Here is a 24515-nt window from a genome sequence, read left to right as displayed (position 1 = left end):
TACACAGTCAACCCGGTGCCGGACTATTCCGGCTTTTCTTTCATTCATTCTTTCGGGCGGTTGTCCACCACCCGCTTCGCCTTGCCTTCCGAGCGCGCCACGCCACCGGGCTCATGCACCGAAATCTTCGTTGAAACGCCAACCACGCTCTTGATGTGGTGGGCAAGCTCTTTCGCAGATCCGGTACGTGCGCCCTCATCGGTCGCGTCCAGCGTACATTCGACGTGAACCGTCATGTTGTCCATACGGCCCGAACGGCTGAGTTCGATCTGGAAATGAGGGGCAAGGCCGCGACATTTCAGGATCTGTTCCTCGATCTGCGTGGGGAAAACATTGACGCCGCGCAGGATCATCATGTCGTCGGAACGCCCGGTTATCTTCTCCATGCGGCGCATGGACCGCGCCGTGCCGGGGAGAAGCCGTGTCAGGTCCCGCGTGCGGTAGCGCACGATCGGTAGGCCTTCCTTGGTCAGTGTCGTGAAGACCAGTTCGCCAAGTTCGCCATCCGGCAGCACGTCACCGGTCACCGGATCGATGATTTCGGGGTAGAAATGATCCTCCCAGATGTGCAGGCCGTCCTTCGTCTCGACGCATTCGTTGGCGACACCCGGCCCCATCACTTCCGAAAGACCGTAGATATCGACGGCGTGCATGTCGAAGGCTTGCTCAATCTCCTGCCGCATCGAATTGGTCCATGGTTCGGCACCGAAAATGCCGACAGCAAGAGAGCTTTCGCGCGGGTCGATGCCATGACGGCGGAACTCGTCGAGGATGGAGAGCATATAGGAAGGCGTGACCATGATGATGCGCGGCTTGAAATCCTGCATCAAGGTCACCTGGCGTTCTGTCATGCCGCCGGAGATCGGCACGACCGTGCAGCCGAGTTTCTCTGCGCCGTAATGCGCGCCGAGGCCGCCGGTGAACAGGCCATAACCATAGGCAACATGGACGATATCGCCGGCGCGGCCGCCCGAGGCGCGGATCGAACGGGCGACGACGGTTGCCCAGGTATCGATGTCCTTTGCGGTGTAGCCAACGACGGTCGGCTTGCCGGTGGTGCCGGAGGAGGCGTGGATGCGGGCGAGCTTTTCGCGCGGCACGGCGAACATGCCGAACGGATAGGTGTCGCGCAGGTCCTTCTTGGTGGTGAAAGGGAATTTAGCGAGATCCGACAATGTCTTCAGGTCTGAAGGGTGAACGCCCACCTCGTCGAAGCGCTGGCGGTAAAAGGGGGAATTCTCGTAGGCGTGGGTCAGCGACCACTTCATGCGCTCAAGCTGCAGCGCGGAAATCTCGTCGCGCGACGCCGTCTCGATCGTGTCGAGGTCGCCGGGGCGGGGGGAAAGGTCTTCCATTAAAATCTCCTCCGAGAATGCGGTGGTACCGGCGTCGGCTTTATTCCGGCAGATGGGTACCCTTGACTGTTCGCGAGTGGCCGCGGAATTCCGCGACGTGCTCGCCCTCCTGATTGGTGATGCGGATATCGTAGATCCCGGCCCGCCCGCGGCGTGACACCTCCCGTGCCGTCGCCGTCAGCCGGTCGCCCTTGAAGGCCGGTGCGATATAGGTCACCGAACAGTGCTGGGCGACCGTGCGCTGGTTATAGGTGTTGCAGGCAAAGGCGAAGGCCGAATCCGCCAGTGTGAAGATGTAACCGCCATGGCAGGTGCCGTGGCCATTTGTCATGGTTTCGGTAATCGTCATCGTGATCGTCGCCTCGCCGGGCGCGACCGCAAGAAGCTCCATGCCAAGATGGCGGGTGGCGTTGTCATCGTCCCACATGGCTTTGGCGCAGGCTTCGGCCAGCGCCTGCGGGGAAAGGCTGGCGGCGCTCATTTGCCTTTGAACTCCGGTTTGCGCTTTTCAAGGAAGGCGGCAACGCCTTCGGCATAATCGGCGCTGCGCCCGGCCTCGCGCTGCAAGTCGCGTTCGAGGTCGAGCTGCTGATCCAGCGAGTTCGTCGCAGCCGCCTGTATGGCGCGCTTCGTCATGCCAAGCCCTTTCGTTGGGCCTGCGGCTAGGCGGGTGGCGAGCGCGGATGCCTCTTCCAGCAACTTGTCGTCATCGACGGAGCGCCAGATCAGGCCCCAGTCGGCGGCGGTTTCGGCTGCAAGCGGTTCCGCGGTGAGCGTGAGCGCCTTGGCACGAGCCTCGCCGATCAGACGCGGCAGGCTCCAGGTGCCGCCGGAATCCGGCACGAGGCCGATCTTGGCGAAGGCCTGGATGAAGCGGGCGGAGCGGGCGGCGAGCGTGATATCGCAGGCAAAGGCGATATTGGCGCCAGCGCCGGCGGCGACGCCGTTCACGGCACAGATGACCGGCTTTTCCAGGCTGCGGATCAGGCGCAGCAACGGATTATAGAAGGTCTCGATGGTGTGGCCGAGGTCCGGCACGCCCTTCTTAGGGTCACGGTCGCCAAGGTCTTGCCCCGCGCAGAAACCGCGGCCGGCGCCGGTCAACAGGACGGCGCGGACATTCGCATCCGCATGGGCGCGCTCGAAACCGGCGCGTAGTGCAAGATGCATTTCCTCGTTGAAGGCATTGAGCCTATCCGGGCGGTTCAGCGTCAGGCTGAGAACGCCATCGGCAAACGCAGACAGAATAGTGTCTGAATCCGACATGTTTCCTCCCTGTCGCCCTTCCCAGCGGCGACCGTAAAAAAGTTCTTGCATAAACCGGCCGGTCAGTCAATTATAAAACAACAGACTGGGAGGAGTGGGACATGACCGGACTATTCGAGCGCCATCATCCGACGCTGCAAGCGGCGACAGATGCTGCGGTCAAGCGCGATTACTGGTCTGCTTATCCGGAAGTTCCAAGCGGCAAGATCTATGGCGAAACCGCCAAGGATGATGGTCTAGCCTCTTACAAGGCGCGCCTCGCGCAGCCGTTCCACCTGCCCGGACACCCGGCAGATAAAAGTCCTGTCGGTGTGGAAATCTCTCCCTTTGGCCCGGCGCTCGGCATTACCTATCCCCCCGCATCCCCTGATCTGCTGATTTCGGCGTCTCGCGCCGCCGCGTCGCAATGGGCATCCGCATCGCCGGAGGTGCGCACCGGCATCTGTCTCGAAATCCTGGCACGACTGAATGCCAGAAGCTTCGAGATGGCGAATGCCGTCATGCATACGACGGGCCAAGCCTTTGCCATGGCCTTTCAGGCCGGCGGCCCGCATGCCCAGGATCGTGGTCTTGAGGCGGTGGCTTATGCCTATGCCGAGATGAGCCGCACGCCTTTGCAGGCGATCTGGACGAAGCCGCAGGGCAGGGGCGAGCCGATCGTCATGGAGAAGCACTGGCGAATTTTTCCGCGCGGTATTTCACTGGTCATCGGCTGCAACACGTTTCCCACCTGGAACAGCTATCCCGGCCTTTTCGCCAGCCTTGCCACCGGCAATACGGTCATCGTCAAGCCGCACCCGGCTGCGATCCTGCCTCTGGCCATCACCGTCGAGATAGCCCGTCAGGTACTGGTGGAAGAGGGGTTTGCAGCCGACATCGTGCTGCTCGCCGCTGACGCGCCCGGCGCCGAGATTACGAGGGATCTCGTGCGGCATCCCGCCATCGCTATCATCGACTATACCGGTTCGAACAGTTTCGGCAGCTGGGTGCGCGAAAACGCCGGCAGCGCCGATGTCTATACCGAAGAGGCGGGCGTCAATTCCATCGTCATCGGCGCCACCGACAATTTTGCCGGCATGTGCGGCAATATCGCCTTTTCGCTGTCGCTCTATTCCGGCCAGATGTGCACGGCGCCACAGGATATTTTCGTGCCGCGCGGCGGCATCGAAACGAATGAGGGTCACAAGAGCTTCGAAGAGGTCGCATCCGGTATCGTCGCTGCCGTCGATGCCCTGCTTGCTGACCCGGCGCGTGCTGCCGGTATCTGCGGAGCGATCGCCAATCCCGACACGCTTGCCCGCATTGCGGCGGCCCGGTCGGTCGGCCGCGTGTTGCGCGAGTCCATGCCGGTCGAGGGACTTGAGGAGGCGCGCACTGCGACACCTCTGATTCTTGCCGTCGATGCGGCCGATACGGATGCTTATGGTGAGGAGCGCTTCGGCCCGATTGCCTTCGTCGTTGCTGTCGATAACGTGACCGAGGCCGTCAACCGCGCTGCTGAACTTGCGGAGCGTAAGGGGGCGATTACGGCGGCACTCTACGAAACAGACGAGGCACGAATTCTCGGCGCAGCCGACCGTTTCGCTGCCGCAGGCGTCAATCTTTCGGTCAATCTGACCGGCGGCGTCTATGTCAACCAGAGCGCCGCTTTCAGCGATTTCCACGTTACCGGTGCCAACCCTGCGGGCAATGCCAGCCTGACGGATGCGGCATTTGTTGCAAACCGGTTCCGCGTGGTGATGTGGCGCCGCCCTGTGGCGGCGTGAGAGGAATTTCGACTTAAACTTTTTCTTTGGGAGGAGAAATCAACATGAAATTTTTGACGACGACTGCGCTCGCAGCTTCGCTGGCCTTTGCCCTCGGCTTTGCCGCGCCCGCTTTGGCTGACATCAAGATCGGCGCCACCGTTTCGGAAACCGGCCCCGCATCGTTTTTGGGCGACCCGGAAGCCAAGACGCTGAAGATGCTCGTGGAAGAGATCAATGCGGCAGGTGGCGTCAATGGCGAGAAGCTGCAGCTTGTCATCTATGATGATGGCGGCGACCCGAACAAGGCCCGCACCTTTGCGACCCGCCTCGTCGAGGATGATGAAGTCGTTGCGGTCATCGGTGGCACCACGACCGGCACATCCATGGCCGTCATCCCGGTCCTTTCTGATGCCGAAGTTCCGTTCATCTCGCTTGCCGGCGCAATCGAAATCATCGATCCGGTCAAGCCCTTCGTCTTCAAGACGCCGCATACGGATCGCATGGCCTGCGCCAAGATTTTCGAGGACATGAAGAAGGCCGGCATCGCCAAGATCGGCCTGATCTCCGGCTCGGACGGTTTCGGCGCTTCCATGCGCAAGCAGTGCCTGGCGATCATCGGCGAATATGGCATCGAGGTTCTGGCCGACGAGACCTATGGCCCGACCGATGCCGACATGACGCCGCAGCTGACCAACATCAAGGGCAAGAATGGCATTCAGGCCGTGCTCAATCCCGGCTTCGGCCAGGGCCCGGCGATCGTCACGCGCAACTATGCGCAGCTTGCCGTCGGCCTGCCGCTCTACCAGTCGCACGGCGTCGCCTCGGACGGCTTTATCGAGCTTGCCGGTGCGCAGGCGGCGGAAGGTGTGCGCCTGCCGGGCACGGCGCTGCTTGTTGCGGGATTGCTTCCGGAAAGCGACCCGCAGCGCGCCGTCGTTGTTGCCTACAAACAAGCCTATGAGAAGGCGACCGGAAAGCCGGTCTCGACCTTCGGTGGCTATGCTCATGACGCCCTGCGCATTCTCGTTGATGCGATCAAGCGGGCTGGCAGCGCCGAGCCGTCGGCAATCCGTGATGCCATTGAAGGCACATCGGGTCTTGTCGGAACGACCGGTACGGTGACGATGTCGGCAACGGATCACCTTGGCCTCGATCTCTCAGCCTTTCGCATGCTGAAGATCGAAAACGGCGGTTGGAAAATCGTCGAATAACCGGACCGTGCCGCCGGTCTGCGCCATCAAGGCGCTGACCGGCGGGAACCGTCGCGCCAAGCGGAGGCCCCCATGCCCGAATTGCTGCAATTCCTTCTGTCCGGGATAACGGTTGGCGCCGTCTATGCGCTGGTCGCCCTCGGTTTCACGATTATCTACAACGCCTCCGACGTTGTGAACTTCGCCCAGGGTGAGTTCGTCATGCTGGGCGGCATGATCACGTTCTTCGCGCATGCCGCAGGCGTGCCGCTGCCGCTGGCTGCGCTCATCGCCATCGTGACGACGGCGGCGATTGGCGTTGCGCTCAACAAGCTGGCGATAGAGCCGGCACGCGGCGCGCCGGTCGTTTCGCTGATCATCATCACCATCGGCGCTTCGATTTTTATCAGAGGCGCCACGCAGCTCGTCTTCGACAAGCAGCTTCACCGTTTCCCCGCCTTTTCCGGCGACCAGCCGATTGCCATCGGCGGTGCGACCATCCTGCCGCAGAGCCTCTGGGTCATTGCCGGTGCGCTGGCCGTCTTCTTCTGTCTCTGGCTGTTCTTCACCCGCACGCTGATCGGCCGTGCGGTGCTGGCAACCGCCAATAACCGCGTCGCCGCGCAGCTTGTCGGCATCAACACCAATTATGTGATGACGCTCTCCTTCGCCATGTCCGCCGCCATCGGGGCGCTGGCCGGCGTGCTGGTGACGCCGATTACGCTGACGGGCTATGATGTCGGCCTTGCGCTGGCGCTGAAAGGTTTTGCCGCAGCCATGCTTGGCGGCATGGGCAACCCGAAGGGCGCGCTGGTCGGTGGCCTGCTGCTCGGTATTCTGGAAGCAATGACGGCTGGTTATATCAGCTCGCAATACAAGGATGCGGCTGCTTTCATCATCATCCTCGCCGTGCTTTTCGCCATGCCACAGGGGCTGTTTGGCCACAAGTCGACGGATCGGGTGTGACAATGCGGTTATCGAACAAGGCAACCACGCTTCTCATCCTCGCAGCAGTCATCGCGATTGCGCCGGTCTTTTTTCCGTCGTCCTATTATTTCCGTGTCGGCTCGCTGATTTTCGTCAACGGCCTTGCCGTGACGGGCCTCGTCATCCTCATCGGTTATGCCGGCCAGATCAGCCTCGGCCATGCGGGCTTTGCGGGTATCGGCGCCTATGCCTGCGCACTCGCGCCTGTCCATCTTGGCCTGCACCCGGCGCTTGCCGCCATCCTCGGCGCGCTTGTCTCTGCGGCCATCGCCTATCTTGTCGGTCGGCCGATCCTGCGCCTCAAGGGATATTATCTTGCCGTCGCCAGCCTCGGCTTCGGCATCCTTGTTTCGATGGTGCTTTCGAACGAGGCCAAATTGACCGGCGGGCCGGATGGCATGGCGGTGCCGGAGCTGGGCCTGCGCGCCATGCTGAAGGCAATCGGCATCGACCTGTCGAACACCGAGTTCTGGTATGCCTTTTCCGGAGTCGTGCTGGTGATCGGTGCCTGGCTGGCGCTCAATCTTTATCACAGCCCGACCGGGCGGGCGCTGCGGGCATTGCACGGCTCGGAAGTCGCCGCCCGCACGGTTGGCGTCGATGTTGCGCACCATAAGCTGGTCGCCTTCGTCATCTCCGCGGTCTATGCCTCGGTTTCCGGTTCGCTGCTGGCGCTGCAGAACAAGTTCATCACGCCGGATGTCGCGGGTTTCATGCACTCCATCGAAATGGTGACCATGACGGTGCTCGGCGGTGCCGGCTCGGTGCCGGGCGCCATTCTGGGTGCTGCGATCCTCACCACGCTGCCGCAGGTGCTGACGATCTTTCAGGAATATGAACAGCTCATGCTCGGCCTCGTTATGATGCTCGTGATGATCTTCATGCGCGAGGGCCTGCTGCCGTCCATCGCGCGCCGTCTCAGAGGGAGGGGAGAATGAGCCTGCTTCAGATAGAGGGTCTCGGCATCGATTTCGGCGGATTGCGCGCCGTCCAGGATGTCGGCTTTTCCCTGAAACCCGGTGAGATCGTCTCTGTCATCGGCCCGAACGGTGCTGGCAAGACGACCCTCTTCAACATGATCTCCGGCGTCTATGCCCCGACGCGCGGCCGTGTCCTGCTGGATGGTGAGGACGTTACCCGCATGTCACCGCACCTGCTCGCCCGCCGCGGCCTGTCGCGGACCTTTCAGAATTTGCAGATATTCCAGTCGATGAGCGTGCTCGAAAACGCCATTGTCGGCCATCATCTGCATGAGCGCGGTTCGGTCTTCGCCGATCTCTTCTCGCTGCCTGCCACGCGTCGCCGCAGCCGGGCGTCGGAGGAAAGTGCGCGGGCCCTGCTCGACCGGGTCGGTCTCGGCCGGGCCGCCGAACAGGAGGCGGGCTCACTCTCCTATGGTGCATTGAAACGCCTGGAGATCGCCCGCGCACTGGCGCTGAAACCCCGTGCGCTGCTGCTCGATGAACCGGCCGCCGGCTGCAACGCCGTCGAGACGGAGGAGATCGATCACCTTATCGCACAGGTCGCGGCCGAGGGCGTGTCGATCCTGCTGGTGGAGCACGACATGAAGATGGTCATGCGCATTTCCAACCATATCGTCGTGCTCGATCACGGTGAGAAGATCGCAGAGGGCGAACCGGCGGCGATTTCGCGCGATCCCCGTGTCGTCGAAGCCTATCTCGGCACCCAGGCAGCGGAGGTCCAGAATGCTGACGGTTGAGGGGCTGCGCTCCCGTTATGGCCGCATTGAGGTGTTGCACGGTATCGATCTCGACGTGGCGTCCGGGGAGATCGTCACCGTGGTCGGCGCTAATGGCGCCGGCAAGACAACGCTTTTGAAGTGCCTCTCCGGCATCCAGCCGGTCTCGGCAGGCTCGATACTGTTTCGCGGTGAAGCGCTGACAACCGTTCCGGCGCATACCCGTGTGAAACGCGGTCTCGCCCAATCGCCGGAAGGCCGCCAGATTTTCACAAACCTCACGGTGGAGGAAAATCTTCGGCTCGGCGCCTATCTCTTCGCCGACGACAAGGTGGAGCGCGACATGCAGGATGCCTTTGCGATGTTTCCGATCCTCAAGGAGAAGCGGAACCTTGCGGCGGGCGGCCTTTCCGGCGGCCAGCAGCAGATGCTGGCGATCGCCCGGGCGCTGATGGCACGCCCCTCCTGTCTGCTTCTGGACGAACCGAGCATGGGCCTTGCGCCCATCCTCGTCGCGCAAATCTTCGACGTGGTGAAGAGCATGAAGGTGCTCGGCGTCACCGTGCTTCTTGTCGAGCAGAACGCCTTTGGCGCGCTTTCCGTCGCCGATCGCGGTTATGTCATGGAGACCGGGCGTATAACCATGTCCGGCCCTGCCGCAGACCTGATTGCGGACGAACGCATCCGCGCCGCTTACCTGGGAATATGAGACAATGACCGTTACCATCGCCCGCGAAGACGCCATCGCAATCGTCACAGTCGACAATCCGCCCGTCAATGCGCTGTCGCAGGCGCTTCGCCAGGCGTTCGTCGACACGGTGGCGGAGCTGGACGCGGATGCGGGGGTGAAGGCCGTCGTGTTGCTCTGCGCTGGCCGCACCTTCATTGCCGGCGCTGATGTCAACGAGTTCGGCAAGCCGCCGTTGCCGCCGCATCTGCCGGCTGTGGTGGCGAGTATCGAAAACGCGAAAAAGCCCTGGGTCGCGGCGATTCACGGCAGCGCGCTTGGCGGCGGTCTCGAAGTGGCTCTCGGCTGCGCCTATCGGGTGGCGCTTTCCACCGCCAGTCTCGGTCTGCCTGAAGTCAAGCTTGGCATCATCCCCGGCGCGGGCGGTACTGTGCGCCTGCCGCGCCTGATCGGTGCCCCTGCCGCTGTCGATCTGGTGACAAGCGGTAACCCGGTCGGGGCGAAGAAGGCAAAAGACCGGGGCCTCATCGATGCCGTGATCGACGGCGAGCTTCGTGCAGGTGCAATTGCGTTTGCGAAGCGTGTCGCTGGAGACCCCCTTCCGCAGCCTATCTCCAGCCGTGCCGTGCCTGCCGTCGAAACCGGCTTTTGGGAAAGCGCTGAAAAAGCCGTGGCCGCCAAGGCCAGACGCGAGGTTGCCCCACTGCGCGCATTCGTCTCCATCCGCAAGGCGAGCGAGGCCGAATTCGCCGAGGCCATGGTCTTCGAGCGGGAGACTTTCCTGGAACTGCGCGGTTCTCCCCAGGCAGCCGCGCTGCGCCACGTCTTCTTCGCCGAGCGGGCTGCGCCACGTCCGCCTGAACTATCCGGCATTACGCCGCATGATATTGGCACCGCAGCCGTCATCGGCGGTGGCACCATGGGCGCTGGCATTGCCGCAGCGTTGCTTGACGGGGGCCTGCCCGTCACCCTCATCGAGCGCGATACGGCGGCGGTCGAGCGCGGGCTTGCAAATATCCGTGCTATTTTTGAAGGCTCGGTGAAACGCGGCCGTATCACACAGGACGTTGCGGACCAGCGCATGGCCGGTGTCACCGGCAGCGACGATTATGGCCTGCTTGCCGATACCGACCTCGTTATTGAGGCCGTATTCGAGGACCTTGCCGTCAAGCGCGCTGTGTTTGAAAAACTTTCCGATGTCTGCCGGCCGGATGCGGTGCTGGCGACAAACACCTCCTATCTCGATCCCATCGCGATCAGCGAAGGCGTCAGCCACCCCGAGCGTTTCCTCGGCCTGCATTTTTTCAGCCCAGCCCACGTCATGAAGCTGCTGGAGATCGTGCCGACGGCGGCAACCGCGCCGGAGGTTCTGGCCACCGGTTTCGCGCTCGCCCGCCTGCTCGGCAAGATCCCGGTTCGCGCCGGCATTTGCGATGGCTTCATCGGCAACCGCATTCTGAAGGTGACGCGTGCTCAGGCCGAACGGTTGCTGCTTTCCGGTGCAACGCCTTCGGCGGTCGATGCCGCCATGCGCGCCTTCGGCCTGCCGATGGGGCCTTTCGAGGCGCAGGATCTCGGTGGTCTCGACATTGCCGCCTTCCAGCGCAAGGCGGCGCGCGCGCGGGGTGAAACGCCTTTCGCGCCCGTGGCGGACCGGCTTTGCGCCATTGAGCGCTTTGGCCAGAAATCCGGCGGCGGCTGGTACGATTACCAGCCGGGCGACCGCGCAGCAAAACCGTCGGAAACCGTGGCTGCGATCATTGCCGAGGAGGCAGCCGGTCAGGTGCAGCGGGTTTGGGACGACGCCTCGATTGCCGATGCGATCATTCTGCCGATGGTCAACGAGGCGATGCGTATTCTGGAGGAGCATATCGCCCTGCGCTCCGCCGACATCGATCTCGTCAAGATCCATGGCTATGGCTTCCCGCGATGGCGCGGCGGACCGATGCTTTATGCCGTGGAGCGCGGTCTTGGCGAGGTCGTGGCCGTCCTCGACCGCCTGTCAGCCGAGGGCCTTGCGGAGCCCCCAAGCAATGGCCTGCGCCGAGCCGCTATTCAGTCAGCGACCTAGAGCCTGAACGTCTGCCACGGCAGGCAATGCGCCGGGCATTTGGATGCGCTTGCGTCTAGGGCTGCTCGGTGCCCGTGCGGGTAAGCCCGTCTCTCAGCGATTGAACCTTCTCGTTCAGATCGATCATCTGGGGTATGGTAAACCCGGAGCGGCGCAGCAGCGCATCCGTGAGGCAGCCGGTTTTCGGATGCAGTTCCGTTCCTTTCGGGGTCAGGAATACCTCGACCAGACGCTCGTCGGTCGTGCTACGCCGCCGTAAGAGGAAGCCGGCGGTCTCCAGCCGTTTCACCGCCGGTGTGATCGTGCTCGGCTCCAGGCCGAGCCTGTCGGCTATGGCGGATATCGTCAGGCCATCGCGTTCCCATAGGGCGCTGAGGGCAAGATACTGGGTATAGGTGACGCCGAGTGCATCGAGCATGGGTTTGTAGGCCCGGTTGATCGCAATCGCGGCGGAATAGATCGAGAAGCACAATTGGCTGTCCAGCGGCAGGGTTGGGGCGTCGGTCACGTCTCATCTCCAAAATTTTCTGCGAGTGTTTTCATTACATTATCACAGAAATCGTTATCGCGATAATAAAAATATGGACAGATAAAGTTTGATGCCGTACAAGATAATTATCGCGATAATGATTATTGCGAAATAAACAAAACAGGAGTTACGCACATGCTCAAGAATGTCCTGCTTGCCGCCGCCTCCATCGTTGTGGCCGCCACCGGCGCCTCCATCGCATCGGCGCAGAATGACGCCGCCGTCAAAAACATCGTCCTTGTCCACGGTGGTTTCGCCGATGGTTCCGGCTGGAAGGGCGTCTATGATATCCTGAAGAAGGATGGTTACACCGTCAGTATCGTCCAGAACCCGACCACCTCCCTTGCCGATGACGTTGCCGTCACCAAGCGCGCCATCGACCAGCTGAATGGCCCTGTTGTGCTCGTCGGCCATTCCTATGGCGGTGTTGTCATCAGCGAAGCCGGCACCCATGAGAAGGTCCAGTCGGTCGTCTACATCGCCGCTTTTGCCCCGGATAAGGGGGAGTCGGTTTCATCGCTGATCGCCAATCCGCCGGAAGGTGCTCCCGTTCCGCCGATCCTGCCTCCGGTGGATGGCTTCCTGTTCCTCGACAAGGCAAAATTTGCGGCTTCCTTTGCCGCCGACGTTGACCCGGAAACTGCTGCTTTCATGGCGGATTCCCAGGTTCCGTGGGGTGTTGAAGCCCTGGCTGGCGCCGTGACCGAGCCGGCCTGGAAGGCAAAGCCGAGCTTCTATCTGGTCGCTTCCGACGACCGCATGATCCCGCCGCCAGCCCAGCGCCTGATGGCAAAGCGCGCCGGTGCCGCCGTCACTGAAGTTCCCGGCAGCCATGCCGTCTATGTCTCCAACCCGCAAGCTGTTGCCGACATCATAGAAAAAGCGGCAAAAGCCAGGAACTGAGACGCGCAAAAGCGAAAGTGAAACGATAACCGGGGAGATGATCCCCGGTTTTCAGGCTGACGCCCCAAAGGAACCAGTCGCCAGCGGTGGTTTCAGGGTTAAGCCCCAAACCTCCCCCCAGAGTACAAAGCGAAGGCTTCGTGCACGGCGCACCGGCCCATTCCCGGTCAGCTATTCGATTTACTGCCGAGAGGCAGACACAGTGGCGTGCCATCGGCGGGATGCGGAATGACCATCGCCTCGACCCCAAAAATGGCGTTGATGAGGTGTGGGGTCAGCAGGGCGGAGGGGCTGCCTGTGGCGAGTATGCCGCCATTTGCAAGGGCAACCAGGTGGTCGGCATATTGTGCAGCGTGGTTGAGGTCATGCACAACCATGACGATCGTTCGGCCTTCGTCTGCGTTCAGCTTTCTCAGGAGGACGAGAATTTCCAGCTGATGGGCGATGTCGAGATAGGTCGTCGGCTCATCGAGCAGGAGGAGCGGAGTCTCCTGCGCCAGTGCCATGGCAATCCAGGCGCGCTGCCTTTGGCCGCCCGACAGCCGATCGAGTTCGCGCTCGGCAAGCTCAAGAAGGCCGGTGGAGGCCAGAGCCTGTTCGACAATCTCTTCGTCGTGCCGGCTTGGGCGCGACAGGATGCCTTTGTGCGGATGGCGACCGAAACGGCAGAGCTGTCTGACGGTCAGCCCATCCGGAGATACCGGGCTCTGCGGTAACAGGGTAAGCGATTGTGCAACCGTTCTTGCGGCCATCGTTCTGATTGGTTTGCCATCAAGATAGACCGTGCCGGAGGAGGGGTGAATGACACGCGCCAGCGTGCGCAGCAGTGTCGACTTGCCGCTGCCGTTTGCGCCGATCAGGGCCGTGATTTTCCCGTCCGGTATGGCGAGATCGACATCGTTCAATACAGGGGCGGCGGCATAGCCGACGGTGATTTTTTCGCAGTGAAGGCGTGTCGGGTGGGCATCAGCCATGGCGACCTGTCTCCTTGATCAATAGAAAGACAAGATAGGGACCGCCGATCACAGCGGCGACGATGCCGGCGGGAATTTCATTCGGCAGGGCGATCACCCGGCCGATCAGATCTGCTGAAGAAAGGGCAAGGGCGCCGACAAGGGCGCTTGCTGGCACAAGATGGCGTGCGCGGCTGCCGACGAGAATGCGTGCGGCATGCGGTGCGATGAGCCCCAGAAACCCCATGCTTCCCACAGCCGCGACGCCGCCGGCGCACAGGAGAACGGATATGAGGATCAGGCCGCCACGCAGGGCAGGTGGTGAAATTCCGATGCTGATCAGCGTATCGTCACCGAAGCCGCCGGCATCCAGCCGCAGCGCAGAGTAGATAACTGCCGGCAGGCAGGCGAGGAGCCAGAGCGAAAGGAAGAGCCCATCGCGTGCCGTGCTGCCATAGACGCTCCCCGCAAGCCAGACCATGGACTGGTCGGTGCGGGAAGGGTGGAGCACCATGATGTATTGCATCAGCGCCTGGGCAAGCATTCCGAGAGCGACGCCCGTCAGCGCGAGCGAGGCAACGCCAGCGAAGCGCCGGCCGATGAAAAGGAGCGCGGCCGCGCCGAACAGGGCGCCAGCGATCACGCCGAGCGGCACCGACCAGCTCACCCAGGCCGGTGGTGTCACGAGCCCGGCGAGAAAAGCGCCGAGACCCGCCCATTTGGTGATGCCGACGACATCCGGGGAGGCGAGTGGATTGCGCAGCGCACCCTGCAGGAAAACGCCGGCGAGGCCGAAAGAGAGACCTGCCAGAAGGGAGACGGCAATCCGCGGCAGACGGTATTGCATCACGATGAAGGCGTTTTTACCGCCGCCGAGCGCGTCAAGAACCTCGCGAAAACCGAGCGTGACGGCACCCGCCATGATGCCCAGAAGAGCGATGGCCGCAAGCAGCAGAAAAAGGATGCCGCAGACGCCGATGGCACGCGCGTCTGCCTGTCGCTCCAGCGCGCGGTTCATGCACCCCTCCGGCGGTTGAGCAGCAGAAGAAAGGCTGGAGCGCCGATCAGGGCCGTCACGATGCCGACCGGCAGTTCAGACGGAAAGGCGGCGATGCGGCCGAGAAGATCGGCGGTGTTGAGCAGGAGCGGGCCACAGAGCAGGGAGAGGGCAAGGACGGTTGCCTGGTCGCTGCCGACGAGACGCCGGACGATATGCGGCACCAGAAGGCCGATGAAACCTATGGGGCCGCTGACGGCAACAGCCGAGCCAGCCAGGACGACGATGAGAACCGCAGCCAGTCCGCCAACGCGCCGCGCATTCTGCCCGAGTGACACGCCGGTGCTTTCATCGAGCGACAGAACGCCGAAATGCCGCCCGGCAACAAGCGCCAATCCACCGCCCACCAGCGAGAACGGCAGGATCGTCCAGACCTTGGACCACTGCGCGCCGTTGACCGAGCCGGCGAGCCAGTAGACGATGTCCTGCGCCGCATTGTTGGCGATCAGGATCGCCTGGACGAGGGCGGACAACACGAGCTGGATCGAGATGCCGGCAAGGGCGAGTTTCATATCGTTCATCGCCCCGGATACCGAGAGCGCCCACATCGCAAAGCCCACGATGGCAGCGCCCACGAAGGCCGGCCAGACTGTGCCTGCTCCCCGAAGCGCCGGAAAGGCGATCAGGCAGACGACGATGGCAAGCGACGCGCCGGCATTGATGCCGAAGGTCTGCGGCGATGCCAGCGGGTTTCGTGTCAGGGTCTGGATCAGGACACCGGCCACCGCCAGATTGGCGCCGACCAGAACGGCAAGAAGGATGCGCGGCAGGCGGATGTCCCAGACAAGCGCGTTTTCTGGCGACCCGTCGGGAGCCACCAGAAGCCGCAGGGCCGTCATTGGCGACAATTGCGACACACCGAAGGCAATCCCGGCGATCAGGCTTGTGGCCAGAAGCACGAAGAGAAAAGCTGCGACGAGAAGTGGCCGCCGTGTTTTGTTGTCCGGGCCTTTGGAGGCCATCGCCGTCACGATCCCTATCCCGCCCTGTAGACCTTGGCCAGCAGCTCCCGGGCGATCATCTCGGCGGTTCGCAATCCGCGGAACCGGGCGAACTGGTTGCGATCGACCTCGAAGACCATGTTGCTTCGGATCGCCGCGATGTTGGCCCAGGCGGCATTGCCCTTCCATTGGTCAAGCGCGGTGCCGCCCGGGTCGGTAGCGACAAGCAGGATGTCGGGATTGACCGCGATCAGCCGCTCAAGGCTGGCCCCGCTCTCCACCGGATCGGAGGAGCGGAGGGCGGGCACGAGGCCGAGAGCCTCAAAAACCGAGCCGGTGAAGGATGACGAGGTATGAAGGCTCATCGAATCCGGCGTCGCCACCGCAAGCAGAATGCGACGCTGTTCACCGGACGGGATGCGTGCGACCAGTGCGGCGATGGTCTCATCGTGCGCTGCAAGCACCTGCTGGCCCCTGTCGTGTTCGCCGAGGGCGTCGGCGATGGTGGCCACGCTCTCCTTGATGGTCCTGTAGTCACCTTCCCAGCTATTCAGAACGATGGTTGGCGCAATGGCACTCAACTGGCCATATATGGCGGCGTGCCGCACCTCATCCGCGATGATCAGGTCCGGCGCAAGGGTGCTGACGAGTTCGAGATTGGGTTCAAGCCGTGTGCCGACCGAGGCGTAATCGATGCTCTTGCCCAGCAGCAGCTCGATGCGCTGGCGCTGGTTGTCGTCGGCTATGCCTGCGGGAACGACGCCAAGTGTATCGAGAGCCTGCACGAAGGAGAATTCCAGTGCCACGACGCGGCGTGGTCTGCCGACGATTTCCGTCGAGCCAAGCTGATGGGCGATGCTTCTTGGTGCCTCCTCGGCGATGCCGGTTCGGGAAAACATCGCTGACGCGATCGTCGAAAGAAGCAGGATGCCTGTTGTTCTGCGAGTAAAGGTAATCATCGATGGTTCCGGAGAGTGCGGCAGGCCGGTACTATACCGGCCTGCAAATTTTACGCGATCAGAATGCAACCGAGGCACTGACAAAGAAAGTGCGTGGCTGGCCGACGAACTTGCCGCCGTTGTTGTCAGTTGAGCGTGTGAAATATTCGTTGTCGAAGAGGTTTTTCACGCCGAGTGCGAATTTGGGGGCGTTCTTGTTGTTTTCCGGCTGGTACGCCAAGCGCAGGTTGACGGTGCCATAGCCCGGTATGTCGCCAAGGCGTCCGGTAGAGTCTTCTTCCGTGACATAGGTCGTGCCGCTTCCAGGAGAGCGCTGCTTCGACTGCGCCGTGACATCCGCATTGATGACCCAGTCTTCATATCGGTAGCTCGCACCGACGGTGCCGAAGTGGCGAGAATAAAAGGGAAGATCTTTCTCCTTGAAATCTCCTGCCTCGTAAACGGCTTCCGTATAGGTGTAGTTCGCATAGACAGAGAGCCCGTCCAGCGACGGGGTGAGGCTGCCGAGATCGTAACGCCCTGCCGCTTCTATGCCCTGGTGGGTGGTTGCGCCGAGATTTGTCCATACGCCTTCACCGACGATGTTGCGGCTGAGCAGCAGTTCCTTGTCGAAATCGATGTAGAAGGCCGTCAATTCCGCGCTCAAGGCATCGCCCTGGTAATGCGTGCCGATTTCATATGTCTTGGCCTTTTCAGGATTAAGGCCATCCGTGGTCGAGGCAAGATGGCTATACTGCTGAGGCCCGAAGGAAACGCCGGCATTTCCAAAGACGCTCCAGGCATCATTGATCTGGTAGGCGACGGAGAGCGTGGGCAGCAGTTCGTTCGCGTCGAATTGCGGCGAGCGCGATGCGGTCACGACACCACCGGTGAGGTCATTGACGGTGTTATTGGTGCTGATCATCTCGTAGCGGACGCCGGGCGTGACGGTCCAGTTGCCGAACTGGATCTTGTCGTCGATATAGATGGCGTGTGCCTTGGTGCCGCCCTCGCTGGTCTGGTAGGTGACCATCGGACGCGTATGGGGATTGTAGCCGGGAACGCGGTCGTAATATGCGGTGCGCGCTGCCACCTCGGAGCTTTCCTCCCAGAGATAACGATAGCCGACTGTCACCTCATGCGTGGTGTCGCCGATGTCGAACAGGCGCGAGTAGCGTGGTTCGATGCCGAAATATTCATAGTCGCGCGGTGCCGAAGTCAGGCGATAGCGGTTTGCGCTTGCCCCTGTTCCCTGCTGTTCGACGAAGCTGCCGCGGAACGAATTCACATAATAGCCGAGGATCTCGAAGTTGTTTTCGCCGTCATTGTGCTGATAGCGCAGCGAGATATCATTACGTCGTCCATTGAACTCGTCGTATTGCCGTGTCGACTGGAATGGGTCTGCCGCATATTCACCCGTTGTAAGGCCCCCTGGCATTTTCCCTTCGCCGCTGTAGTGGTGATATTGCAGGCTCAGCGTGTCCGTATCCGAAAATTCATATTTGCCCTTGAAGATCAGGTCGTCGATATCCGTGCGGTCGTTGCTGTCACGATAGCCGGTGCCATGAATGCCCGAATAGAGAAGCGCGGCCCCAAGCCCGTCATCATTGGTCCCGCCGATCAGGAAACTCGGTGTTGCCTTGGTGCCGCCGCCGAATTCAGCGGATGAAGACATGCGAACGGTGACGTCATCAGGGATCGGGTGTGTCACGAAATTTATGATTCCGCCGACATTCTGCGGCCCATAGCGTACGGAGCCAGCCCCGCGCACCACATCCACGGTGTCGACATTGCCCAGCACGAGCGGGAAAAGCGACAATTGCGGCTGGCCATAGGGAGCGTAGGACAGCGGTATGCCGTCCATCAACACGGTGGAGCGTGGTGACAGGCGCGAGGTGAGGCCTCGAACACCGAGGTTGAGAGAGACATCGCTGCCGCCGGTGCCGGCACTTTCCTGCACCTGGACGCCGGGAATCTGGTTGAGGGCGTCACGAATGTCGACGGCGCCGCGCTCTTCCAGCTCCGTTTTGTCCATGATGGTGCGAGCGCCGGGGTGCTTCAGCACCTTTTCCTTGTTGGGCTGCTCCAGCCAGTTGCCGGTAATGGTGATGGCTTCAAGGACGGTTTCGCCGCCATTGGCGCTATCCTGCGCGAAAACGCTGGCGGGTGCGAAGGCGACCGAAGCGAGGAGAACGGAATTTGCTAATCTACGGTAGGAAATCATCAGGGCCCCAGACTGAAAACAGGACAACAAAATTCCTTCCGTGCCGGTACGGCGCGGTAAAGGGATTATCGGTTTGAAATGGTGTGCGGGAGCGGGTGCTTGCGCGCTTCCGCTAGAAAATGATTTTTCGACTATATTTCATGAGTGCCCCTCGACGGAAAATACGGGATCGGCCGCTGTCGCCCGCGGTTATGTCGTCGTCACTACATTATTGAAGTGCGGATATCAATAAAACATTACTGATATCCTCATCTTTTTGAATGGCGCCTTTCGGGATGCGCTATTGCGGTATCTGTTCGCGCAGCCGCGCGAGGCGTTTTCGGCTCTTGAGCGCTCGGTCCTGATTACGCGTAGCAATGCCGTAGGCAAGAATATCGGAGGTAACGACGGCGCCGAGCGTCCAGCTTGCAAGTCCCGCCGCGGATCCGACGCATGTCAGCACTGCGGAAACCCTGTCGCGATAAAGCTCCGTCAGCTGGACGCCGCATACCAGGATGACACGACAGCCAATGTCGCTGACCTGATTGACGATGAGTCGTAATTCGGCCGTGTCGCGGGCGACGTGGAACAGAATGACGACGTCCTCCTGCCGCAGATCAACCAACTCGTTGGCGAGCGAAAAGCCGGACGATCCGGAATGACGGGTTCTCAGCCCGACGCGGCTGAGTGCTGTCGCGCAATGCCTTGCTTCTACCTCGGATCGTCCCATGCCCAGGCACCACACGGTATCGGCGGCATCGAGCAACTGGATCGCATTCGCAAGCGAATCGATCTCCAGTTTTTCTTCACATGAGGTCATGATCTCATGGGCTGTGGAGAAGATGCGTTTTTTGATCCTGCCAAGATCGTCGCCGGTGGCGCGGAACCGTTGCGACAGCCGTTCCGTGGTTGGAACGCTTTTCGCCATGTTGCGGCTGGAGAGCCGCTTGAGTTCCGGCAGGCCGGTGAAGCCGAGCCGTCGCGCCGCGCGAATGACCGTTGCGTCGCTCGTACCGCTCTTTGCGGCTATATCTTCCGCGCTTTCGAAGATCAGGACATCGATCGGCGTTGCCAGTAAATATTCGGCAACAGCCAGTTCCGAACGGCTGAGTTTTGATTTGTGCTGCTGAAAGCGGTCCCGCAACACCATATGATTGTCGTCGCTCATGCCATTCCCGTTTTGAAAATGAAGTACTCACGACAAACTAGATAGCTGACAAGCCTTTCCATCGAAACAGGAAATCCGTTCACCGATGAGAATGAGCGGCGAAGGGACGAGCGGGCGCCCGCTTCGATCGCGGCGTCCGGCGATTTTCATATTAGTAATCCGAGGCGAAGTTCAGGCGGAAACGCGCAGTCTGAACCGGGCGAGGATATTGCCTTCACACCACATCGGAAAATTGGTGCCCCACTTGTTATTGTGCAAATTGAAGCGGATGCCTTCGGCAAAGCTCGGTCGTTCCCGGCAGAACGTCATGAAATCCCAGCTTGCGGGTGCGACGAGTGGCGTGTCCAGGGGCTCGATCGTGTATTGCGGCCCGTCCGACAATGCTGCGCGAGCAGCGGTGACGGCCTGGAGCTGAGCGCCGCCGCTCTCGGCGGTGTTCTCCGCCTTGTGCCATAGGCCCATCTTCTTGAGGTTCCAGGTGATATCACCCTTCGGGGTGAACGACAGGAAACTTGCCTCGGGCATGCGGTTGGCAGGTTTTTCATGCAGGACGAATGTCAGCAGCAATGCATCCTGATCCTGTGCCAGCCGCAGCGAGACGGTCGGCGGCGCGCCATATTCGGCCGTTGCAAGCGTCGGCAGGGAGAGGAGCAGGCTATCGCCTTCCGCGGCCAGCAGCTTTGGCAGGAAGGTTTTTGACAGGCCGGTGCCGGAGGCGGCAAGGCCGGGCTTGTCATGGTCGAGAACCGCCCATTCCTGCCGGTGCGTAAGATAGGTATCCATATGACGGGCCACGTCTTTGGCGTCGTAGCTTTCATAACGATAGCTGATAAGCGACCCGTCGCCGCCTTCGATGCGATGGCCTGATGGCGCAATGATGGTGACGATATCCCCGGTCGCAGGATCGATCTCGGCCGACCACGCGCCGGCCTTCAGTTTCCCTTCGACGGCGCGTGGCGTGGGCATTGCAGGCGGCGCCACGGCAGTAATGGCCGCCTTCGCCTCGGCATGGTCTTTTTCATCCAGCGCCGACATTGCCTGATCGAGATAATTACGCTGCTCCTGCCATGAGGCTTCGGAATAGGTAAAGCGGTGGTCGCTGACGCGCGCAGCATCGAAATCCTTGCGCGACCAGGCCTTGTCGTCACGCAGATAGGACTTGATGTCGACGCCGCAGGTATGCTCGGCGACCATGGCAAGACCGCGGCCGAAGGCGAGGCGCGAAGTGGTGAGGCCATCGGCGGCGAAACGATCATAGACGCCTTGCAGGGCGAGGAATCGGGATATTTTCTGCGGATCGGTGGCGCTGCCATGAATCCAGCTGTCCGCCAGTTCGAGATCGATGACAGGGAAGCGTTCGCGCTCCTGCCACATCAGCGCGCCGTAATCCTCAAGCGTGGCTGCCTGGATAACCGCCTCGGGTTCGCGGTGGCGCATTTCACGATAAGTTTCAGCCGTCTGCGGCACGCTCTGCGGGCCGATATTGTCGCTGGTATGGGCAAAGCCGAGACCATCCGCCATGCCCTCGGGGAAACAGGTTTCGCCATAGGAGCGCTGGTACATGACGACGATTTCCTCGCCGCCCGGCGCGTGCCAGCGGAAAATGTCGGGAACTTCCGGCGGGGGTGAGGCTGTGTTGACGCCAAGATGCAGGAAACGAATGCCGGCTTCGGCCAGCAGCGGCACCATGCCGAGCGTGTGGCCGGGAACGTCGGTCATCTTCGCTGCGATTGTTTTGGTTGCGAAGCGGCGGTCAAGTTCCTGCGAATAGGAGAGGCCGGCGCGGAAGAGATGGGGCGACATCAGTTCCGTATGGGTGGTGAAAGGCAGGCCGTGCCAGCGGATCAGGCCGCGCTCGATCGCTTCTTCAAGCTTTGCGACATCCGAGGCGGGGCGGGTATTGAGATAGTCCCAGATCAGCCACGCGCCAGTCGTCCAGATGAACTTTGGCGCCTCGGGATTTTCCGCATAAAAATGCGCCCCGGTTTCGATGGCCTGCGGGATGAAACGTTCGTGATATTGCTTGCGGACCTTTTCCGCGTGGTCGGTGAAGCCAATGTCGAGATGGGTCTTGAAGACCAGATGCACGCGCTTTTTTGTCATATCTTTTCCGTTTAGCCCACGGTGCCGCGCACGACGAGACGCGTGCCGAGCGTTTCGACCATGGGGTCTGCGTCGGGGGTTTTGAGCCGCCTCAGGATGAGGCGGACGAGGGCCCGGACGCGATCTTCGAGATCGATCCGGACTGTGGTGAGGTTGTAGCTCTTCCAGTGGGCCTGCGGGATGTCGTCGAAGCCGACGACCTTCACGTCGCCCGGAACGGAAAGGCCGAGATCATGGCGCAGCGCATCGATCGCGCCGAAGGCACCAACGTCATTGGCGGCAAAGATGGCATCCGCACCGTTACCGACGCGGAAGAGGTCGAGTGTCGCGCGGTAGGCGGTATCGTAGGTATAGTCACCGGCAACGACGATCGGTGGCTCCATGCCCCGTTCGGCGAGAATTTCGGTGATCATGCGCTCGCGCTCGTTGTTTGCGAGCGATTGTTGCTTGCCACCCAGATAGGCAACACGGTGTGCGCCATAACCCTGCAGCAATGCAACCGCCTGCTCGATGCCTTCTCTCTGGCGCACCAGCAGACGGTCGTAGATGCTGGAGGTGGGCTTGCCGGAAAACTCCGTGGCGTCGTCATAGATGACGTAGATCGGCACCGCGCGGTCGAGAAAGCCGGTCAGCACGTCAGGCGCGATATTTTCCGTGAACGCGATTACCGAATCCGGGTTGAAGCCGCGCATATAGGTCAGCAGGGTCTGGTCCATGCTGAAGTCGGCCTTGGCCTTGAAAAGCAAGGTGGCGAAGCCCTCTGCCTGCAATGCCGTCGTCAGCGCGTCAATTTCCTGGCTTTCCCATGGGCTGCACACATCAGGCACGATCATGCCGACAAGGTGCGAGCGGCGCGTGACCAGCGACCGCGCGGCCATGTCGGGCGTGTAGTTCAATTCGCGCGCCACCTGCAGAATGCGGTCGCGCTTCTCCGGCTTCAGCGAGGCATTCGGGTTGAATGCACGCGATACAGCGACCCGGGAAACATTGGCTTCGCGCGCCACGAGGTCGGCGGTCGCACGGGCTGTTTTTTTGCTGTTCAGTTCATCCATAGATCGCACTCGGCGCCAAAATGAAAACGTGTTCATTGATGAATTGCCTTTTTGACGATGTCCGTCAAGCTGGATGTGGTGAAATTACGATAAATCTGGTCAAATTCTTCGTTTTTATGGTTCGTATTCAGGTCTGTAATTTTTTCTGACGAACGCCCTGTTGACAAAAATGAAAGCGTGTTCATTCTTGGCGGTGGGATGAGGCGGGGACCGGAGGTGTTCTAGCTTGCCGGATCCTCGAAAAGCGCGCGCCGTCGCGCCGAACTATTTTTTGGGAGGACTTTCAATGCGCAGGAGCATCAAAACTCTGTTGTTGGGTGCCACAGCAGCAATCGCGCTGTCGGGCCCGGTCTTGGCCGCGACGGAGCTCAACATTACCTGCCGCTGCGTGATCGGCGGTGTTAATTCCGGCATGGCGGAATGGATTCAGAAGGCCGTTATTCCCGCCTTCACGGAAAAAATGAAGGCCGATGGCAAGGATGTCACGGTCAAGCTGACCCAGTTTGGCGGCGAGGACGAGCAGCTGACGCAGCAGCTCGCGCTTGATTTCTCCACTGGTGCAGGCCCGGATATTTCCAATTTCGACGGCTTCATGATCCCGAGCTTTGTGCAGGGCGGCCTTTTGAAGTCGCTCGAGGAGATTGCCGGCCCCGCGGCGGCATCCTGGGAGGGCTGGAAGCATATCTCGGAAGGTTCTCAGGCCCTGATGAGCTATCAGGGCAAGCCCTATGGCATCGCGCTTGGCACCGATGCGCGCATGATTTTCGTGCGCAAGGACGTATTCAAGAAGGCTGGCATTGATGCCGACGGCTGGCAGCCGAAATCCTGGGACGAACTCCTCGAAGCCGCCCGCAAGATCAAGGCTGCCGATCCTGAAAGCTTCCCGCTGCAGCTGAATGCAGGCGTTTCCATGGGCGAAGCCACGACGATGCAGGGCTACTGGATGGCGCTGCTCGGCACCGGTGAGCAAGTCACCGATGAAAACGGCAAATACATCGTTTCCAGCCAGGGCATCCTCGATACGCTGAAGCTCTACAAGACAATCTATCTGGACGAGAAGCTTGGAGACCAGCGGGCTCAGCTGCTGGCCGATGGCCGTAACCGCAGCTTTGCCAATTTCCGCAATGGCAAAACCGCCATGCTGGTCGAAGGCGACTGGTTCTATCGCTCCGTCACCAAGCCGGGCGCCGAATTCGAAGTCGCTGACCGCGACAATGTCATGACCTGGAAGAAGATGCCTTCCGAAAAGCCTGGCCGTGGCCTGCGTGGTCAGGATTTTGTCACCATGTCTGGCGGCACCGGTTTTGTCATCAATCCCAATACGGATACGCCGCAGGAAGCCTGGGAACTGCTTTCTTTCATGAACAGCAAGGAACAGCTTGATGCCTTTCAGGCGATCCAGCCTGCGATCCGCATCCGAAATGACGTGCCGATCCCGAATTCACCCTTCCTGACGGAAACCGCCAAGACATTACTGCCGATCACCACCGCGCGCCCGAATGACGCGAACTACAACAAGGTTTCCGCTGAAATTCAGCGCATGACCGAACGCGTGGTTTCCGGCGAGCTCTCGCCGGAGGATGCAATGGCTCAGTTCAAGACCGCCGTGATCGGTATCGTCGGTGCAGAAAATACGGTTAGCCGCCTCTGAGGCATAACGGACT

Annotated in this window: 21 protein-coding genes; 9 read left to right on the top strand and 12 right to left on the bottom strand. The window is 61.1% G+C overall.

The window, feature by feature from the left end:
* Positions 1–44 precede the first annotated feature (44 nt).
* The 3 genes from paaK to paaG are packed head-to-tail and all read right to left on the bottom strand — an operon-like array spanning position 45 to position 2621.
* Complete coding sequence (gene paaK, locus AC1ROR_RS21080; protein ID WP_003498138.1) at positions 45–1355, bottom strand: phenylacetate--CoA ligase PaaK; 1311 nt, start codon at positions 1353–1355, stop codon at positions 45–47.
* Positions 1356–1395: 40 nt separating this feature from the next.
* A complete protein-coding gene (paaI, locus tag AC1ROR_RS21075; RefSeq protein WP_498590612.1) occupies positions 1396–1836 on the bottom strand; it encodes a hydroxyphenylacetyl-CoA thioesterase PaaI in 441 nt (146 codons plus the stop codon).
* Positions 1833–2621: a 2-(1,2-epoxy-1,2-dihydrophenyl)acetyl-CoA isomerase PaaG gene (gene paaG / locus AC1ROR_RS21070; protein WP_498590611.1), complete on the bottom strand. Its 789-nt coding sequence runs from the start codon at positions 2619–2621 to the stop codon at positions 1833–1835. The genes paaI and paaG overlap by 4 nt, the downstream gene beginning before the upstream one ends.
* A gap of 101 nt (positions 2622–2722) precedes the next feature.
* On the opposite strand from paaG, the gene paaN reads away from it, so the two are divergent.
* The 7 genes from paaN (at position 2723) to AC1ROR_RS21035 (ending at position 11004) form a co-directional block, all read left to right on the top strand.
* Positions 2723–4387 (top strand): phenylacetic acid degradation protein PaaN, encoded by a 1665-nt coding sequence (gene paaN, locus AC1ROR_RS21065; protein ID WP_498590610.1) that lies wholly within the window; start codon positions 2723–2725, stop codon positions 4385–4387.
* 44 nt (positions 4388–4431) lie between these two features.
* Positions 4432–5580 (top strand): ABC transporter substrate-binding protein, encoded by a 1149-nt coding sequence (locus tag AC1ROR_RS21060; protein WP_035227468.1) that lies wholly within the window; start codon positions 4432–4434, stop codon positions 5578–5580.
* Positions 5581–5652: 72 nt separating this feature from the next.
* Positions 5653–6525 carry a branched-chain amino acid ABC transporter permease gene (locus AC1ROR_RS21055; RefSeq protein WP_003498144.1) on the top strand — a complete coding sequence of 291 codons (873 nt, stop codon included), beginning with the start codon at positions 5653–5655 and terminating at the stop codon, positions 6523–6525.
* Between the two features lie 2 nt (positions 6526–6527).
* Entirely contained in the window at positions 6528–7484 is a 957-nt protein-coding gene (locus AC1ROR_RS21050) for a branched-chain amino acid ABC transporter permease (protein ID WP_498590609.1), read from the top strand.
* Positions 7481–8266 (top strand): ABC transporter ATP-binding protein, encoded by a 786-nt coding sequence (locus AC1ROR_RS21045; protein ID WP_003498148.1) that lies wholly within the window; start codon positions 7481–7483, stop codon positions 8264–8266. The genes AC1ROR_RS21050 and AC1ROR_RS21045 overlap by 4 nt, the downstream gene beginning before the upstream one ends.
* The gene (locus tag AC1ROR_RS21040) at positions 8253–8954 is read left to right on the top strand and encodes an ABC transporter ATP-binding protein (RefSeq protein WP_498590608.1); all 702 of its coding nucleotides are present in this window, start codon (positions 8253–8255) and stop codon (positions 8952–8954) included. Before AC1ROR_RS21045 ends, AC1ROR_RS21040 begins: the two co-directional genes overlap by 14 nt.
* 4 nt (positions 8955–8958) lie before the next feature.
* Positions 8959–11004 carry a 3-hydroxyacyl-CoA dehydrogenase NAD-binding domain-containing protein gene (locus tag AC1ROR_RS21035; protein ID WP_498590607.1) on the top strand — a complete coding sequence of 682 codons (2046 nt, stop codon included), beginning with the start codon at positions 8959–8961 and terminating at the stop codon, positions 11002–11004.
* A gap of 55 nt (positions 11005–11059) precedes the next feature.
* Here AC1ROR_RS21035 and AC1ROR_RS21030 read toward each other — a convergent pair whose 3' ends face one another.
* On the bottom strand, positions 11060–11512 hold the full coding sequence (locus AC1ROR_RS21030) for a MarR family winged helix-turn-helix transcriptional regulator (protein ID WP_498590606.1): 453 nt from the start codon (positions 11510–11512) through the stop codon (positions 11060–11062).
* Positions 11513–11668: 156 nt separating this feature from the next.
* Here AC1ROR_RS21030 and AC1ROR_RS21025 point away from each other — a divergent pair, with 156 nt between their 5' ends.
* Complete coding sequence (locus tag AC1ROR_RS21025) at positions 11669–12436, top strand: alpha/beta fold hydrolase (protein ID WP_498590605.1); 768 nt, start codon at positions 11669–11671, stop codon at positions 12434–12436.
* 167 nt (positions 12437–12603) lie between these two features.
* Here AC1ROR_RS21025 and AC1ROR_RS21020 read toward each other — a convergent pair whose 3' ends face one another.
* The 8 genes from AC1ROR_RS21020 to AC1ROR_RS20985 form a co-directional block, all read right to left on the bottom strand.
* On the bottom strand, positions 12604–13410 hold the full coding sequence (locus AC1ROR_RS21020; protein WP_498590604.1) for an ABC transporter ATP-binding protein: 807 nt from the start codon (positions 13408–13410) through the stop codon (positions 12604–12606).
* Complete coding sequence (locus AC1ROR_RS21015; RefSeq protein WP_498590603.1) at positions 13403–14407, bottom strand: FecCD family ABC transporter permease; 1005 nt, start codon at positions 14405–14407, stop codon at positions 13403–13405. The genes AC1ROR_RS21020 and AC1ROR_RS21015 overlap by 8 nt, the downstream gene beginning before the upstream one ends.
* Positions 14404–15408 carry a FecCD family ABC transporter permease gene (locus tag AC1ROR_RS21010; RefSeq protein ID WP_498590637.1) on the bottom strand — a complete coding sequence of 335 codons (1005 nt, stop codon included), beginning with the start codon at positions 15406–15408 and terminating at the stop codon, positions 14404–14406. Before AC1ROR_RS21010 ends, AC1ROR_RS21015 begins: the two co-directional genes overlap by 4 nt.
* Before the next feature lie 14 nt (positions 15409–15422).
* Positions 15423–16346, bottom strand: coding sequence for an ABC transporter substrate-binding protein (locus AC1ROR_RS21005; protein WP_498590602.1), 924 nt, complete (start codon positions 16344–16346; stop codon positions 15423–15425).
* A 58-nt stretch (positions 16347–16404) separates the two neighbouring features.
* A complete protein-coding gene (locus AC1ROR_RS21000; RefSeq protein WP_498590601.1) occupies positions 16405–18549 on the bottom strand; it encodes a TonB-dependent receptor family protein in 2145 nt (714 codons plus the stop codon).
* A gap of 280 nt (positions 18550–18829) precedes the next feature.
* Positions 18830–19696 (bottom strand): MurR/RpiR family transcriptional regulator, encoded by an 867-nt coding sequence (locus tag AC1ROR_RS20995; protein WP_309589151.1) that lies wholly within the window; start codon positions 19694–19696, stop codon positions 18830–18832.
* Between the two features lie 171 nt (positions 19697–19867).
* Positions 19868–21799: a DUF5054 domain-containing protein gene (locus AC1ROR_RS20990; protein WP_498590600.1), complete on the bottom strand. Its 1932-nt coding sequence runs from the start codon at positions 21797–21799 to the stop codon at positions 19868–19870.
* 11 nt (positions 21800–21810) lie between these two features.
* Entirely contained in the window at positions 21811–22851 is a 1041-nt protein-coding gene (locus AC1ROR_RS20985; protein WP_498590599.1) for a LacI family DNA-binding transcriptional regulator, read from the bottom strand.
* Between the two features lie 286 nt (positions 22852–23137).
* Here AC1ROR_RS20985 and AC1ROR_RS20980 point away from each other — a divergent pair, with 286 nt between their 5' ends.
* A complete protein-coding gene (locus AC1ROR_RS20980; protein WP_080839433.1) occupies positions 23138–24502 on the top strand; it encodes an extracellular solute-binding protein in 1365 nt (454 codons plus the stop codon).
* Positions 24503–24515: the final 13 nt, after the last annotated feature.

It is taken from the genome of Agrobacterium sp. GW821-FHT14E08, assembly GCF_058803865.1.
Note: the sequence above shows the minus strand (reverse complement) of the source record. Positions and strands in the feature narration are given on the sequence as shown.